The 16833-nt window shown below is 44.1% G+C and carries 11 protein-coding genes and 1 riboswitch; of the genes, 5 read left to right on the top strand and 6 right to left on the bottom strand.

Translation table 11 applies throughout. The annotated features are described in order from the left end of the window. Positions 1 to 374 precede the first annotated feature (374 nt). Both QUA16_RS05480 and QUA16_RS05475 read right to left on the bottom strand, forming a co-directional pair. Entirely contained in the window at positions 375 to 1874 is a 1500-nt protein-coding gene (locus tag QUA16_RS05480) for a response regulator (RefSeq protein WP_333102223.1), read from the bottom strand. Between the two features lie 9 nt (positions 1875 to 1883). Next, positions 1884 to 7958 (bottom strand): AAA family ATPase, encoded by a 6075-nt coding sequence (locus QUA16_RS05475; protein WP_333102222.1) that lies wholly within the window; start codon positions 7956 to 7958, stop codon positions 1884 to 1886. Positions 7959 to 8704: 746 nt separating this feature from the next. On the opposite strand from QUA16_RS05475, the gene QUA16_RS05470 reads away from it, so the two are divergent. The 4 genes from QUA16_RS05470 (at position 8705) to thiC (ending at position 12081) form a co-directional block, all read left to right on the top strand. Then, positions 8705 to 8932, top strand: a complete 228-nt coding sequence (locus tag QUA16_RS05470) for a hypothetical protein (RefSeq protein ID WP_333102221.1) — start codon at positions 8705 to 8707, stop codon at positions 8930 to 8932. Further along, a complete protein-coding gene (locus tag QUA16_RS05465) occupies positions 8896 to 9456 on the top strand; it encodes a Uma2 family endonuclease (protein ID WP_333102220.1) in 561 nt (186 codons plus the stop codon). Before QUA16_RS05470 ends, QUA16_RS05465 begins: the two co-directional genes overlap by 37 nt. A 120-nt stretch (positions 9457 to 9576) precedes the next feature. After that, positions 9577 to 10395, top strand: a complete 819-nt coding sequence (locus tag QUA16_RS05460; protein ID WP_333102219.1) for a Uma2 family endonuclease — start codon at positions 9577 to 9579, stop codon at positions 10393 to 10395. Between the two features lie 208 nt (positions 10396 to 10603). Further along, positions 10604 to 10700, top strand: a riboswitch (TPP riboswitch). A 7-nt stretch (positions 10701 to 10707) separates the two neighbouring features. Beyond that, complete coding sequence (gene thiC / locus QUA16_RS05455; protein WP_333102218.1) at positions 10708 to 12081, top strand: phosphomethylpyrimidine synthase ThiC; 1374 nt, start codon at positions 10708 to 10710, stop codon at positions 12079 to 12081. Between the two features lie 395 nt (positions 12082 to 12476). Here the strand turns inward: thiC and QUA16_RS05450 are convergent, their stop codons facing one another. The 4 genes from QUA16_RS05450 to pyrE form a co-directional block, all read right to left on the bottom strand. Next, positions 12477 to 12593, bottom strand: a complete 117-nt coding sequence (locus QUA16_RS05450; RefSeq protein ID WP_333102217.1) for a hypothetical protein — start codon at positions 12591 to 12593, stop codon at positions 12477 to 12479. Positions 12594 to 12859: 266 nt separating this feature from the next. Continuing rightward, positions 12860 to 13342 carry a hypothetical protein gene (locus tag QUA16_RS05445; protein ID WP_333102216.1) on the bottom strand — a complete coding sequence of 161 codons (483 nt, stop codon included), beginning with the start codon at positions 13340 to 13342 and terminating at the stop codon, positions 12860 to 12862. 318 nt (positions 13343 to 13660) lie between these two features. After that, positions 13661 to 14947, bottom strand: coding sequence for a DNA (cytosine-5-)-methyltransferase (gene dcm / locus QUA16_RS05440; RefSeq protein ID WP_333102215.1), 1287 nt, complete (start codon positions 14945 to 14947; stop codon positions 13661 to 13663). Between the two features lie 114 nt (positions 14948 to 15061). Beyond that, positions 15062 to 15637, bottom strand: coding sequence for an orotate phosphoribosyltransferase (pyrE, locus tag QUA16_RS05435; RefSeq protein ID WP_333102214.1), 576 nt, complete (start codon positions 15635 to 15637; stop codon positions 15062 to 15064). A 535-nt stretch (positions 15638 to 16172) separates the two neighbouring features. On the opposite strand from pyrE, the gene QUA16_RS05430 reads away from it, so the two are divergent. After that, the gene (locus QUA16_RS05430) at positions 16173 to 16697 is read left to right on the top strand and encodes a hypothetical protein (RefSeq protein WP_333102213.1); all 525 of its coding nucleotides are present in this window, start codon (positions 16173 to 16175) and stop codon (positions 16695 to 16697) included. Positions 16698 to 16833 lie beyond the last annotated feature (136 nt).

Here is a 16833-nt window from a genome sequence, read left to right as displayed (position 1 = left end):
TGCGCTGTGATGGGCAATCGCACAAACCCCGCGATGGCGCATCATATCAAATCTGTTAGCATCGGAATAGTAAATTCCAGTTCACTGTTCACCGTCAACCGTGAACAGTGAACAGTGAACAGTGAACAGTGAACAGTGAACAGTGAACAGTGAACCGTCAACAGTGAACCGTCAACAGTGAACCGTCAACAGTGAACCGTCAACATCATTCCGGTGTTACCGGAAATGATATCACAGCGCACAATGAGGGATGAAGATACCCGACATTAAGTAATTGGACAGAATTAATTACACACTGATTTTTTGCTGATTTTTTACTAGACAAGGCTTGTAGCCCAAATTTTTGTGTAATTAATTGTGTCCTACTACTTATATCAAGCTGACAGCGACAAGACAGGAGACTCCTGCTGAAGCGGAATCTCAATAGTAAACTCTGTTCCCCCGCCTGGTGCAGAAATACACCCCAAGCTTCCCCGGTGTTTTTCCACTACAATTTGCCAGCTAATCGACAACCCAATCCCTGTGCCCTTACCGGGGGGTTTTGTCGTAAAAAACGGGTTAAATACGTGGCGACGAACCTCTTCCGAGATCCCTGGCCCATTGTCCACAATTCGGACAGCTACGCAATTGCTGCTTGTTACTTCTGTGCTAATCCGAATCACGCTAGGATTCGCTTTAATTTCTTCTAGCGATCTCTGCGTGTTCCACTCGTCAATAGCATCGATCGCATTGGCAAGTATATTCATAAATACCTGATTCATTTCTCCCCCATAACAGTCCACTTCGGGCAGGTTTGGGCAATAGTCCCGCACCACTTCAATCGAGGGGCGGTCTGAGTTAAATTTTAGCCGGCTCTGTAAAATCATCAGCGTGCTGTCCATGCCTTCGTGAATGTTGACCGCTCTCATTTCATATCCTTCTTGCCGTGCGAAGAGGCGCAAAGATAAAACGATTTCGCGGATGCGATCGGCTCCTAAGTACATCGATTTGAACAATTTAGGCAAGTCGTCTTTGAGATAATCTAGCTCGCTGGCTGCGATTTCTGCTTGTATATCTGGAGCCGGATGAGGATAGTGCTTTTCGTAGAGGTCAAGGATAGTGACCAAAGCTTTTGAATATTCCAGAGCATAGGAAAGATTTCCATAAATAAAATTAATTGGATTATTGATTTCATGAGCTACGCCAGCCACGAGCTGGCCTAGCCCGGACATTTTTTCGCTCTGAATGAGCTGGCTTTGCACGTGCTTGAGTTCGTGCAGGGAATTTTCTAGCTGTAGGGCTTTGTGCCGCTCTCGCGCTTCCGATGCTTGCAAAGCTGCTTCTGCAAGCTTGCGTTCAGCAGCCTCCTGCTTGAGGCGTTCATTCGTTTGGGAAAGTTCAGCGGTGCGCTGTTCTACTCGCGTCTCTAGCTCTTGTGCCAAAACTTGTAGGTCGGCTTGCGCTCGCTCGCGCTCGACAATTTGCGCCTGAAGCTTTTTAGTTAGATTTCGCAGATTCAGGTGCGTGATAGCGCGAGCTAAAACTTCTTCGTGTTGAAGGGGCTTAGTGATATAATCAACTCCCCCCACATTAAAGCCTTGGACTTTGCTTTCTGTATCGTCCAGTGCGGTCATAAAAATGACTGGGATATCTTTAGTTAAGTCATTCGCTTTCAGATTTTGACAGGTTTTAAATCCGTCCATTTCTGGCATCAGAACATCCAACAAAATTAAATCAGGCTGGGAATATTGCACTTTTTTGAGAGCGCTAGACCCACTGCGAGCTACCCAAACAGTGAAGCCAGATGCGGTCAAAAAATCCAATACTGAACCCAGATTAGTGGGCGTATCATCCACAATTAAAATGGTGCCTCTGTCTAAAGATTCGCTAGTCATTTTTATTCCTCATCTAAACTGTTGAACAAATTCTACTAATTTGTCTTCTTCAAAGTTTTGGGTTAATTCAAGCAACTGATTGGCAAAAGGTGCATAACGCATATCTATTGCCTTCAGCTTGCTGGCTCGCTGCTCAATACTGAGGAGTTCACCTTTCATGGCTAAATCGAACAGGACTGCAACTTCTTCCGAAGGGGGAGCAATCAGTGGTTGGTCTTGGATTTGGGAAGGGAGTTCGGTGAAGATACCTTCTGAACTGAAAGTTGTTCGCTCTTCATAAATCCATTCTAAACCTAAATGGTTGCCCAAGCATTCTAATAACTTTTCTGCCCTAATTGGTTTGAGGAGAAAAGCGTTGCAACCAGCCTGCAAAATACTGTCGGGATCGCCGGATAAAATGCTAGCAGAAGTTCCGATCGCGATTACATCCATCAATGGAGGGATTTTTCTGATCCGCCTCACCGCTTCAAAGCCGTCCATGACTGGCATTACTAAGTCAATTATAATACAGTCAGGTTGAAAGAACAGCGCTTTATTCACGCAGTCTAGACCGTCCGTTGCCTCCATTAATTCAAACCCAATGGGAGCTAAAAGATTAACGAGGACAGAGCGATTTTGCCAGCGATCGTCAACGACTAAAATTTTCCGCCGATCGCCTGAGTAACCCCTGATAATTTTTTCTGGTTCTTTTTGATACCCTCCCCAGCTTTCGGTAATAGGCAACTCTAACTCAAACCAGAAAATACTGCCTTTACCTAAAGAGCTTTGTACTTTCAGTTCGCCGCCCATCATCTCCACTAATTGGCGACTAATTGGCAGCCCTAATCCTGTTCCCTCTATCTGGCGATCTGAACCGCTGGCTTGCTCGAAGGGCAAAAATATTTTTGAGAGTTCGTCCGGCCCGATGCCAATGCCTGTATCTTCTACTTGGAAAATAAATTTCGCTGTTGGGGATTGGGGATTGGGGATTGGTGATGACAAAGATTGCTGAGTCTTCACTCTGTCTACTTTAAAACTAACGCCTCCTTTTTCGGTGAACTTTATGGCATTACCGAGTAAGTTGATGAGAATTTGCCGCAATCTTTTTTCATCGGCTTGGACGCAAGTGGGAAGTCGAGTTAGCGGTTCGTAAATCAAAGAGATTCCCTTCTGTTGGGCGCGAATCTGGCAGATTTCAGTAATGCCTTGGAGAAAGTCTGACAGGTGAAACTCGGTGAGGTAGAGTTCCATTTTTCCGGCTTCGATTTTGGACAGGTCTAGAACGTCATTGATTAGAGTTAGGAGGTGTTCGCCACACTGATGAATGATGTTAATACCAGAAATTTGCTGACTGGTTAAATCTATGTCTCGTTTGAGGATTTGGGTATAACCTAAAATGCCGTTGAGCGGTGTGCGAAGTTCGTGGCTCATGTTGGCCAGAAATTGGCTCTTGGCGAGGTTTGCGGCTTCTGCCGCTTCCTCGGCTCGCTGTCGCTCTTGAATTTCTACTTCTAGGCGCGTATTTTTGGCTTTTAATTCCTCGGTTCGCTCTTCTACTTTGACTTCTAAAGTGTGATAGAGGTTGGCATTTTCTAAGGCGATCGCAGCTTGTCCCGATAGCATCCGCAACACTTCTACCCGCTTCGGCGTGAAAGCGCCAGCAATCACGTTGTTTTCTAGGTACAGGATGGCACTTAACTTACCTTGAGATAGGATAGGCGCACACAAAATTGATTTTGGTTTGTGTTGGGTAATGTAGGGGTCGGCGTTAAAGATTTCCTCGCGGCCCGAATCATTTAAAACGACATCTTTATGAGTTCTGGTGACGTAATTAAGTACCGAGATAGGCACTTGCCCAGAAGTTGATACTGGTAAAGATTCTAGCACTCGGACTTGATCTTGAGTCCCCGCCGCTTCTATAACAAGTTGACCCTCTTTTGAGAGAATAAGCGATCCAGTTTCAGCGCCTGCGTTTTCTATCAAAATTTTCATTAACTTGGTGAGCAAGTTAGGTAGAACAATTTCGCTAGAAATGGCACTAGATGCTTTCATTACAGTTGCCAAGTCTAGCAACTCGGTTTGACCGCCTGTAATGGTCAAAGGAGGAATTGTCATCGTAGGGTTGAAAGGGGTTTCGGTGACGACAGAGGCTCGCGCTATTAATTGCGGGTATTTTTCTTCTAGATGTTTAACTTTAGCTAAAGCTCCCCAGCGCATATAGGCATAATAAGCATCGGTCATGTAAGTTCTGGCAATCTTTTCTTTACCCCATGAAAAATAAAATTTAGCAGCGAGTTCGTGAGCTAGTGCTTCTTCGTTGATGTACTCGTTTTCTTTAGCAAGAGCGATCGCTTTGTCGTACATCTCCATTGCTTCTACTTTTTCGCCTAAAACCCGATGCTTTTCTGCCTCGACCAAATAGAATTTATGCAGATGATTCATTGGGGCATAATCCGCCCATTTTTGCATTTTTTCTTGATTACTTTGTACGCGATCGCAAATTTTATGTTGCCCAGGCGTGGGGCTAGGGGCATACACCGCTAACCGTACTAAAGAATCGTAAAAATGGAATAGAGGAAGATGAGGTGTTGCGACTACTGCGTCCAAATACTTCTCTTCTATCTCAGAATTTTCAATCGCTTCAGAGTAATTTTCAAATAAATAACAAAGTATAATTTTATTTAAATATATGTAGGCCACTGCCGCTTTGTCATTTGCTTCCTGGTGCAGGGGCAATCTTATCTGCTCATCGCAGGCTTCACCCTGGAGACGGCAGGTATTTTCACTTTTTTCGAGCAGATTTAAGGTAGCCTGCCAATAAATTTCGTGATAATAAAGCGCTGTTTTCTGCTTGATTTTCTGAATAGCATTTCTGTTGATTGCCATTTCTCTTTCAAGGGAAGTCAGCTCTTGGCCGGTATAGTAAGAGAAATAAGAGTACACCAATAGACCAAAAGCACCAAATTCTAAATCTCCCATTTCCAATCCGCTAGAGTAAGCTGATAGCAAAGGCTCTAATGTTTGTCTCAGATGCTCTTTCCAAGGTCGGATAAATATATTTACTATGACGACTGTTTTGGCTTTGATTTCTTGAGCATTTAACTTTGACAGCAGACTTAAAGCTAATTGACCAAACTGATAACCCGAATCAATATCTCCCACAACTCCGCAAAGCAGAAGACCATAATTGGCATAAGCAATGGGAGAAACAGAAGCATTACCATATTGGACGGATAAATCTACTTGTTTGCACACAGTCAACGGCAACAGTGTAGGAGCAGCAATATATGCAGGAGCAAAGATACTTGATAAAAGTTTGATGGCTGCTAGTTTATAGCGATCGCTCATTCGAGGCAGGTCAATTAAATCCTCAATTCGCGTTCCACTCAAAATTGCCGCAGTTTCGCCTAGTGCCTGTCCAATATCGGACGGTTTCGGCTCAGAGGGAAACTCGACCCCTAATAGCTTTAAAACTTGTAGCGCTGTATTAACCGCTTCTAGCAGCCTGTTCTGCCCTATATAAGCCTGCATCTGGACTTCGTATACTTTCACTTTGTCCAGCAGCGTTTTGGCGCAGTTTTGTACTATCTCAACGAATCTCTGCATTCCGTCAAAATCACCACTCAAATATGCTGATTCTGCTGCTTCCTCATGCAGCCTTAATGTCAGTTCATACTGATTCTCCCAGCTATCTACCGCTAGCAGAGATAAACCCACTTGCAAATATTTGACGGCGGAATCGTGGGCTGTAGCAGCTTTGGCTTTCTGACCTGCAATCAGATTCAATTCGGCTAGTTCATATTTTTGGGATTCAGTGGTAAGTAAGTCAGTACCATAATTGAGTTGGTTAACTAAAGCGAAAATATTTTCTTTTCGGTCTTCTGGCGTTGTACTTTGCAGCAGCAGTTGACCGATTTTTAAGTGGGTTTCTTTTTTCTGCTCATCTGGAATCAAAGAATAGGCAGCTTGCTGCACTCGGTCATGTAAAAACTTGTAGTCAACTTTCACATCAGTTAAGGTAAAGCCGCCCGATTCTTCCTGACTAAATACGAGGGGAATTTTGTATTCATTGCTCAAAGGTAAAATCAAGCCAGCTTGAAGTGCTTCCCACAATTGCGCCGCCGTGACTAAGGATAATTCCTGATTGACAATCGCCAAAACTTCTAAGTTAAAAGTGTTGCCAATACAAGCAGCAAATTTTAATACTTTTTGTGTATACTCTGGCAATTTGCGTATGTTTCTAGCAATCAGCTCGACAACATTGTAATCGGTGATGCCGATCGCTTGAATTTGCTCAATATTCCATTGCCAACCCCCCTTTGTCCCCCCTTGGTAAGGGGGAATTAGGGGGGTGAAGTTATAAGTCAACAAATCTTCTTGATAGAGAGTTTTGAGGAGTTGACTTAAGAAGAAAGGATTGCCCTGCGTTTTATTAAAAAGTAGAGAGGCGAAATTTCGCGTCTTTACAGACAGGGGTTCCGAACCGCCAGATTCATTTAAAGTATCCGCAATTAATTCTTCGACATGAACCAGGTGTAATGGTTGAAGGACAATATTATTCACCGTCGCACCAGTTTGGCGAATCTTGTCAATCGTTTGCATCGTCGGATGAGTTGGATAAACTTCGTTATCTCGATAGGCCCCAATCACCAATAAATACTTGCTATCAGAATCAGTTATTAGCAATTCAATTAATCTCAACGATGCCGAATCCGCCCACTGCAAGTCATCGAGGAAGATAACTAAGGGATGGTCAATAGTCGTAAATACGCCAATGAATTGTTTAAAGACGCGACTGAAACGGTTTTGAGCTTCAGTTGCCCCTAGCTCAGGTACGGGTAGCTGTTTGCCAATAATTAATTCGATTTGAGGGATAACATCAATGATGACTTGTCCGTTATCGCCTAAAGCGGATAACAGTTTTTCTTTCCAAGTTTGGATTTCTACTTCGCCTTCGGTTAGAAGTTGCTGAGTTAAGGATTGGAATGCTTGAATCAGAGAAGTATAAGGAATATTGCGCTTGAACTGGTCAAATTTACCTGCAATAAAATAGCCTCGTTGCCGCACAATGGGTTTGTGAACTTCATTGACCAAAACTGTTTTGCCTATCCCGGAATAACCGGAAACCAGCATTAATTCGGTGGAACCACTGGCAACGCGATCGAAAGTTTCTAGAATATTTTCAATTTCTTGCTCGCGACCGTAGAGCTTTTGCGGTATATTTAATTGCCCGGCTTTATCCGCACTTCCAACAACAAAGTTGGAAATATATCCGCTAGCCTGTAGTTTTACCAAGCAAGTTTCTAAGTCAAATTTTAGTCCCTCAGTGCTTTGGTAGCGGTCTTCAGCATTTTTAGCTAATAACTTCATCGCAATCGCTGAAATTTGTGGTGGGATTTCAGGATTTAGCTGGTGAGGGGGAATGGGAGTTTTGGCAATATGGCTGTGTACCAATTCCAGCGGGTCTGTGGAATTAAATGGCAACTCGCCTGTGAGCATTTCATAGAAGGTAACGCCTAGTGAATAAAAATCAGTGCGGTAGTCAATTGACCGATTCATCCGGCCAGTTTGTTCTGGCGACATATAGGCGAGTGTGCCTTCGAGCAAATCTGGATGGCTGAGCGTGGAATTTTCTCGTTCCAGGCGCGAAGCGATGCTGAAATCAATAATTTGAACTTTTTCAGTGGCTGGGTTGATGATAATATTTTGTGGCTTTACATCTTTATGAATAATGTTATGTTTATGGATTTCGGCTAAGGCAGAGACAAGCTGGAGACCCAAAGAAAGAAATTGAATGATTGTGAGTTTTTTACGCTTCATCCAATCGTTGAGAGACTCGGAGCCTGAATCTTCTAATATTAGTGCTAAACCGTTTTTATAGCTTTCTAAACTAATGGCTTTGACGATCGCTTCTACGTTCAAGCTGTGCAGAATTTGATATTCGTGCCGCAAGCGGGTGATGTCAGAAAGAGTGGGATACTCAGCCTTTAGCGTTTTGACGATCGCGCTGGAAAAGTCCGAATCCTTCCGAGCGCGATCGACTGAAGTTCTTGTCCCGCTGTGGAGGGTTTCAACGAATTGATAGCCAGCTAAGTTGATAGTCATTGTTATTCTAGCGATCGCAAGGGAATTGAGCGTGAGGTTGAGGCCGGTTTTAAAACTTAATTATTGTTAGAGCTGATTGTAACATAGCAATTTACTCAACAAAAGTTAGCTTTGTTTTTGCCAGGAATTTTCTACAAAGCGTAGAGGAGCCAAGGGCAGCGAGTCAGAAAGGCTTTTTATACAGCCAAAAGTTTACTATCTTAGAAAGGCTATGCTTGCTTTTAGCGAACTATGCCGATCTATCTAGGATGCCCTAAAAATCTTAAAACATATTAAAAGTTAATAAAGTGTAATTTATTTATTTATTGGTTTTTACTCTCCTTGGCTCCATCGGATTGCGCTCAAACGCATATCATTTAATTATATTTTTGTATCAATCAGTAAAGAAAGTTTAACAATATTAAATATCATAAAAAAATAAATTCACAAAGCTTCAAATGAGTTTCAGGAATTATACCAATTTTCTAAAAAACTGCTAAAGTTAGTAGATGTCTTTTGTGTGAGTTACTACCCAAATATAAAGAGCGAAAATGTCAGGAGTTGTCAAGATTCAAATGGGGGAAACAGAATCTGAACTGAAAGCTCTTATCGCTCAGAGTTAAAGATGCTCACCGACAAGAACAACAGCAATCTCTGCATTTGCCCAAAACCCAAACGGTACAAACTGTATCGTCTTCTGTGCGCGTCGGGAAACATCGTACCTAGCCTGCAATGAAAGATGATTGTCTAGCTATCGTCAAGGGGGAATGGAAGAATTATTATCCCAAAAACCCGGTTCGGGAAGACCAAGAATAATCAATCGTGAAACTGTAGAGAAATTAGAGAAGGAATTGCCAGAACCCGCAGGATTCAGTAGCTACAAGGAATTACCTCATCTGTTTGGGGCGGTTTTTTTTATGGTAAATTTAGGTAAGCTGCAAACAAGGGGAATAGTTATATGTCTGTTCAGCTTCAAAAACGGTTATTTACAGTAAAAGAATATCATTTGATGACTGAGGTTGGTATTCTCTCCGAGGGCGATCGGGTAGAACTTATAGAAGGAGAGATTGTTAAAATGGCTGCAATTGGTACTCGTCACGCAAGTTGTGTGCGACGACTGATCCGCAGTTTTAGCGTGATTCCACAAAATCTTGCTATTTTGGGTGTCCAAGACCCTATCCAGTTGACGGATCGCACTGAACCTCAACCGGATGTTGTATTGCTGCAACCTCGCGCTGATTACTACGCCACAGCCCATCCAATACCGTCTGAAGTTTTGCTGCTAGTGGAGGTTTCAGATAGTACGGTTGATTATGACAGAGATGTGAAAGTATCCATTTACGCGCGATCGCTCATTCAGGAAGTTTGGCTGGTAGGTTTAGTTAAAAATTGTTTGGAAGTCTACCGTCAGCCAGACCCGAACGGTTATAGTTTAATGCTCAAGTTTTGGCGCGGTCAACAAGTGGCGCCGCTGGCTTTTCCCGATTTAGAAGTGAGCAGTGATTTTATATTGGGTTAGGCTGACTTTTTGATGATTAAATTTTACTGATTTACCGGGGTATTGTAATTCGCCCAATTTCGCTTTTTCCTTTTTCCTTCTACTATAATAAGTTGAATTCCTCAAATCAGCGCAAGTTTTATGACTATTGCCAAACCATTTGAATTGGAAGTCACCCATCTCCCAGACCACACTGAATTACCAGAGTCGGACGGTACTTTTGTGAAAAACTTTCAAGAACTTCCTCAAAGCATTATTCTGACTGATTCACTCCGACCAGTATTGCAACGAATTCATCCTGACGGACGCTACCGCATCGGTCAAGATTGTGGGATTTATTGGCGTTTAACTGACCCTCTCGAACGCGGTGCCGAAGCACCAGATTGGTTTTATGTGCCGAATGTTCCTCCACTATTAAATGGTGAGGTGCGACGTTCTTATGTATTGTGGAAAGAATACGTTGCACCGCTGATTGTTTTGGAATTTGTGTCGGGTAATGGTTCAGAAGAGCGAGATAGAACGCCGCCACCAGAACCCGGTCAAGCAGAAGAACAAAATGTGGGCAAATTTTGGGTTTACGAACAGGCGATTCGCGTGCCTTATTACGGCATTTACGAAGTGAAAAAAGCGGCTGTAGAAATGTATCATTTAGAAGATAATCGCTATCAGCGCATGAGTGTAAATGAGCGCGGCCGCTATCCGATTCCTCAGCTTGGAGTTGAGTTGGGAATTTGGCAAGGTGAATATGATGAGATGAATTTACCTTGGTTGCGTTGGTGGGATAGTGAAGGGAATTTGCTATTAATGGGAGAGGAACGCGCCCGAGAAGAACACCTGCGGGCGGAACGAGAACGCCTTCGCGCTGGAGAAGAACACCTTCGCGCGGAGGAAGAAAAACAACGCGCCGATCGCCTAGCAGCAAAATTGCGCGAAATGGGGATTAATCCTGATGAGGTGTGATTGTTTTTAGGTTGTTAAATGGGGTGCGATTTCCTTCGGGATAGCTTCGCTGGCTTGTACTTTTTAAACAGCAGAAATATCAGAAGCCCCAAAAGTGCGTTAGCGAAGCCCTCGAAGAGGATCGCACTTTCGATCTCCTCACCCCATTGTTTATATTAAGATTTCCTTAATTGCCTTCATCTGGTACAGACATCAGTGCTACTATTAACAGCTTAGCTAGGGGTGCCCGAATATCCGGGCTGAGAAAACACCCTTAGAACCTGAGTCTGGGTAATACCAGCGGAGGGAAGCTGTTTATCAAGGAAATTAAATATGCGTACCGAATGGATCGCTAAGCGTCAGGGCCAGAGCAATGTATCTCAAATGCACTACGCCCGTCAAGGTGTAATTACTGAGGAAATGCACTTTGTTGCTAAGCGAGAAAATCTCCCGCCAGAACTGATCCGCGCGGAAGTAGCGCGGGGACGGATGATTATTCCCGCTAATATCAATCACCCAAATTTGGAACCGATGGCGATCGGTATTGCGTCTAAATGCAAAGTCAATGCTAATATCGGTGCATCTCCCAACTCTTCCAATATGGAAGAAGAAGTTGACAAGCTTAAACTAGCAGTGAAATACGGCGCTGATACCGTGATGGACTTGTCCACCGGCGGCGGGAATTTGGATGAAATTCGCACTACGATTATCAAAGCTTCACCGGTGCCGATCGGTACTGTACCAATTTACCAAGCTTTAGAAAGCGTTCACGGTAATATGGAAAGTCTGACCCCCAATGACTTTCTTCACATCATTGACAAACACGCTCAACAAGGCGTTGATTACCAAACAATTCACGCCGGAATTTTGATCGAGCATTTGCCGTTGGTAAAAAATCGGTTGACTGGGATTGTCTCTCGCGGTGGCGGCATTTTGGCGCGGTGGATGCTGCATCACCACAAACAAAATCCCCTCTACACTCACTTTAACGACATCATTGAAATCTTCAAAAAATACGATGTTTCGTTTAGTTTGGGAGATTCTCTACGCCCCGGTTGCACTCACGATGCGTCGGATGATGCTCAATTAGCTGAACTCAAAACTTTGGGACAATTAACTCGCAAAGCTTGGGAACATGACGTGCAGGTAATGGTGGAAGGCCCAGGCCACGTTCCAATGGATCAAATTGAGTTTAATGTCAAGAAACAAATGGAGGAATGTTCCGAAGCACCCTTCTATGTTTTAGGGCCGTTGGTGACAGATATTGCGCCTGGGTACGACCACATTACCTCAGCAATTGGGGCGGCGATGGCTGGTTGGTACGGTACTGCAATGCTGTGTTACGTGACGCCGAAGGAACACTTAGGATTGCCGAATGCTGAGGATGTCCGAAACGGGCTGATTGCTTACAAAATCGCGGCTCACGCTGCAGATATTGCGCGGGGTCGTCCGGGTGCGCGCGATCGCGATGATGAACTCTCGAAAGCGCGTTACAATTTCGATTGGAACCGTCAATTTGAGCTGTCATTAGATCCAGAACGGGCAAAGGAATATCACGACGAAACTTTGCCGGCGGATATCTATAAAACTGCTGAATTCTGTTCGATGTGTGGGCCTAAGTTCTGTCCGATGCAGACTAAGGTTGATGCCGATGCTTTGACTGAATTAGAGAAGTTTTTGGCTAAGGAACCTGTAGCCCAAAGCTAATTGGATTAATTCGTAGGGTGGGCATTGCTCACCTTACTTAATCCTAAAGCTGTTTCGTTTCTTGTGGGGCGGGCATCCTGCCCGCTCAAAAGTAGGGTGCTGATGGCGCACCTTACTTAAGGTTAGATTAAAAGCAGTTTCCGAAAAGGAGAATTGCGATGTTCCCTTGCAGGTACTTTTTTGTTACCAAGGAATCCAGAATTTTATCGAGATTGGGATGAGCAAAAAAAGTAGCTATTTGCTCTTTAGTTAATAGCTTGCCATCTGGATCATGCCCAAATTCTTTATTGCGCTTTTTCAAGATAAAACTCTTCAGCAACTCATTTTGTCTACTCTGCACTAGCCTCGCAAACCCAGTTTGCAAGAAGGAATTGAATGGCTACCGCGATAGTCAATTAGTCGCCTACCCTGTACTGGTAAACTAACTGAGCGTCGGGATTGATTTCGCTGCTTAAGAGGCATTCCGTTTCCCGATTCAAGGAACGATCGGCGGCTTCAAACACTAATCTCACGCCGCCTATTCCTGAGAATAAGTCAATAAAACGGATTTTTTTCAGGGCCATTAAGTTGGCGGTAAAAGCTCATATTTTGTGCTATTTTTTAATGGAGGCAGAGCCTCTAGATATTCATTACCAGGCAGAGCCTGGTAACGAGAAATATGGAGGCAGAGCCTCTAGATATTCATTACCAGGCAGAGCCTGGTAACGAGAAATTTTCAATTCGTAGGGTGGGTTAACGCAGCGCCAGCCTAATGTACCATTTGAGCGAAGTAAAAGATTTACCGCGATATGTTAGCTCGCGCTGTCTGTTGGCAGGTTGAAAGAATGCGGCGATCGTTTGAGCTAATTGTGCGGATAGAATGCAGATTTGTTAGCTGAGTATTGATTTCAACTGTTTGAATTTTTCCGGCTGAGATTGCCTTCCCGGAGAGTGTATTTCCCTGAATTTTACCCGTGAAGCACGCAAAGTCCGATCGCGGCGCGTAGATTGCACCAACGACGCGATCGTTCTGGCGTTGAAACACGATATAGTTTTGAAGAACTTGGTTGGGCTGTGGCGAATCTCCGTACAGGTAAATACCATCTGGCAAAGCAGCAACATTAGTCTTAGATGGATTTTGTTGTGCTTGAAGCGGTTGTTGCTGAATGCCGACACCAATTAGTGTCAGAGGACAAATAAAGGCTGTTGCCAGTAGTTTCCATTTCCTTTTAATAGATGCAGGTAAAATCATTACTGCTTCTCCTTGGGCGTCATCTAACATCTTAAAACAGTCTTCTCTAGTTAATATCTCACTCAGGTTATAATTTCCCTCTGCTAAAATCAGTCGATTGGTAGAGATTCTGAACCTGAAAGCTTGCGCTTGTTTAGCACCGAAAACTTTATTTTCCTTTGTGATCCCAGTACCTGAGCTGATTTTGATAAAATTAGAGCAGGCCTAGTTTCTAATGCCACCCAATAAAACACCGATCTAAGGTTGATGGCGATGCTTTGACGGAATTGAGAAGTTTTTGGCTAAGGAACCTGTAGCGCAAAGCTAATTGATCGGGTGGGCGGAAATACTCGGCTCACCCTTCCCAATTCACCAGGAGCTAACTTGTTGTTTGGTAGAACACAAAACATTCTGAATAACTTCTAGAGCAACAGCTTTAACTACATTAATACTTACACTATTACCCAGTTGATGATAAGCTTTATCATCATTAGGATGCAGAATAAAACTATCGGAAAAACCTTGTAACCGTGCTGTTTCGCGGGGTGTAATCCTGCGAACTCGGTTATGATAGTAAACTCCTAATCTATTAGCATCACTGGCAACAATTGTTACAGAAATCTTATGCGGATCGAGAAATTTATATACTTCAAAGGAAAAGTTACCGGAGACAGGTTTGTATTGATGGTTGTTCCGTTGCAGGTACTTTTTTGTTACCAAGGAATCCAGAATTTCATCGAGGTTGGGATGAGCAAAAAAAGTAGCTATTTGCTCTTTAGTTAATAGCTTGCCATCTTGGTCAGCGCCAAATTCTTTATTGCGCCTTTTCAAGATAAAAAGATTCATTAATTCAATTTCGTCTAAACTGCACTCGCCTCGCAAACCCAGTTCCCAAGAATGAATCGAATGGCCACCGCGATAGTCAATTAGCCGCCTACCGTGCAAGCGACTGAAATCATTGTTAACTATTTGTTTCAACGCATTAACAAATTCTGGCGAACAATCATATTTTGGTTCTGGATTGTCTTCCAAAATATCTGCAACTGTGACAGGTTTACTTAACGGGGAAAAGAACGATAGCTGTTGATGACTAGAGGAATGCGAATCTTTTGGGCCTAAGTCAGAAATTAAGCCAAATTGGGGCGAAGCATTTAAAATTCCTACTAGGTAAACTCGGACGCGGTTCTGAGGTAAGCTAAAGTTAGAGCTGTTGAGCAAAAAATAATCGAAGCTGTAACCTCGGCTTTTGATTTCGCCTTTAATAGTTTCGAGGGTTCTGCCGCCGTCGTGGCTGACAAGCCCCCGCACGTTCTCGAAAATAAATGCTTGAGGTTTAAAGGTATCAATTAACCTTGCAATCTCAAAAAATAGGGTGCCTCGGGTGTCTCCAAATCCCTCTTTTTTGCCCGCATAGGAGAAAGACTGACAAGGAAATCCCGCTAGTAAAATTTCATGTTCAGGCAGTTTGTCAATTAATCGGATGTCGCCTAAAGGTGTGTCGGCAAAGTTTTTCTGGTAAACTAATTGAGCGTCGGAATTGATTTCGCTTCTTAATACGCATTCTGTTTCCAGATTCAAAGAACGAGCGGCGGATTCAAACCCTAATCTCATGCCGCCTATTCCTGAGAATAAGTCAATAAAACGGAGGGTTTTCATAGCCTTAAACTGGGTGGTTAAGATTGATATCTTGCACCATTTTTAACATGAGGCAGAGCGAAAGCATCTGCGTTACCAGGTAGAACCTAGTAACGAGGGGAATCGCACTTTTCCCTATTTCTTGCTAGTAATCCATTCCTTAAGATCATTAATCGTAAAAACTGTTTCAAAGTCCAATCCAACAGATTGATAAAACTGGGCACCACCTTGCTCTCTGTCAATCAGCGACAAAACGCGATCGACCTTATAACCCGCACCGCGCAACCTTTCCACCGCCTGCATCGCCGACTTACCCGTCGTCACCACATCCTCCAAAACCGCCACATTCGTCCCCTCTGGCAACAGCGGCCCCTCAATATACGCCATTGTCCCGTGTCCCTTCGTCTCCTTTCTGACAATTAGCGCCGGAATCGATCGACCTTCGAGAGCCGAAACCACGCTTACTGCAGTTACAATCGGGTCAGCACCCAAAGTCAAACCGCCCACGGCTTGCACATCCGACGACAGCATCGACAACAGCAAACGTCCCGTTGCCAAAGCACCTTCAGCGTGCAGCGTCACCGGTTTGCAGTTAATGTAATAAGAACTTTTCTGCCCCGAAGACAGCACAAAATCGCCTTCGCGATAGGCAAACTCGCACAACAAATCTAGAAGTCGATCGCGCAACACCTTTAAATCCGCAGCATCCATAACTCACACCGTGTAAAGAACACAAATAATCCGCCGCTAATCAGTTTATCAAGGAAATTGGGTCTAAAACCCTGTCCTTCTAGGACGGCTTTAATTTCTTAAATCCCTTCCTAAAAGTCAGGAAATTTCTAGTATACTAGATCCGTCAAGGTTAAACTCCTGCGCCCGGAGTGCATAAAAACAGTTAACGACACACTTTGGCGCGTAAAACCGGGGACAAAGAGCGGCGAAAACTCTATAAACAGCTAGGGCTTAACACAGTTCCTTTAACCAGAGAAACAAACTATTTAGTCTTGTTAAGTAGGGTAGGGCATACCCGAACTCTAGGTCACTATCCTAGTACGCTTTTGGAGATAGATCCTCTGGGGTGACTGCGAATCAGGCTCGTTAATTGATAGGATTTCTACCGTTAAAAAGTTTGAGTATTGCCGAAAGGACGCAACATTTTAAGGTCAGTCGCTGAATTAAGAATCCCTGTCCTTTAGGTCAGGGAGTGTCAAATTGGAATCGGAATTAATTAAGGAGGCCCAAATATATGAGTCAAAAGTTAAAAAGCCTAAGCGGCGCGTTGATTCTCGCTGTCGCCTCTGCCGCACTGGCATCCGTCAAACCAGCTCAAGCACAAACCGAGCGATTTCACCCGATTGCCGACGACTTCAACCGACAATTTTTTCAAGCTTCAGGAGACTTTTACCACAACGTCAGCTTGCAAGGTTACTTGGGCGACTATTTAGGCATCGGTTCCCCCAGCGGCGTCGTTGCCTTTCCCGAAAAAGAAATTGAGCGGGATGCTAGTCGCATCAACGGCTTCTACCGACGAGTAATGCAGCGGCAAGTTTCCAGCGATCCGATTCTGCGCGTCCCAGATGCCGTCAATCCCTTCGATGCCTCAATCATGGCATTGCCTCCAGCTTGCCAGCTAGCACCTCAACCGAGCGGCTGTTTCCCCACTCCCGCCGGGCTCCAAGATCAGTCACTTCCAACACAGCAGCAAGATTCACCGACTGATCCAGGGCCCGTTAGAGGACTTTATCAAGTATCGCCGACTCGCAAAAATTAATCGATCGACAGTTGCGAGTTTTGAGCCGAGGCGCGTTCACTAAATCTTGGATTTGTATTTTAGGAATGAGAATTAAATAACTTCCACTCTTGAAAGTGGGATGGGCGTCCCGCCCGTCCAAAAAGGACGGGCGGGA

The sequence above is a fragment of the Microcoleus sp. S13_C3 genome (assembly GCF_036700905.1).
Taxonomy (GTDB): Bacteria; Cyanobacteriota; Cyanobacteriia; order Cyanobacteriales; family Microcoleaceae; genus Microcoleus.
The sequence above is the reverse complement of the archived record's forward strand: the minus strand, read 5'-3'. Positions and strand labels throughout refer to the sequence as shown.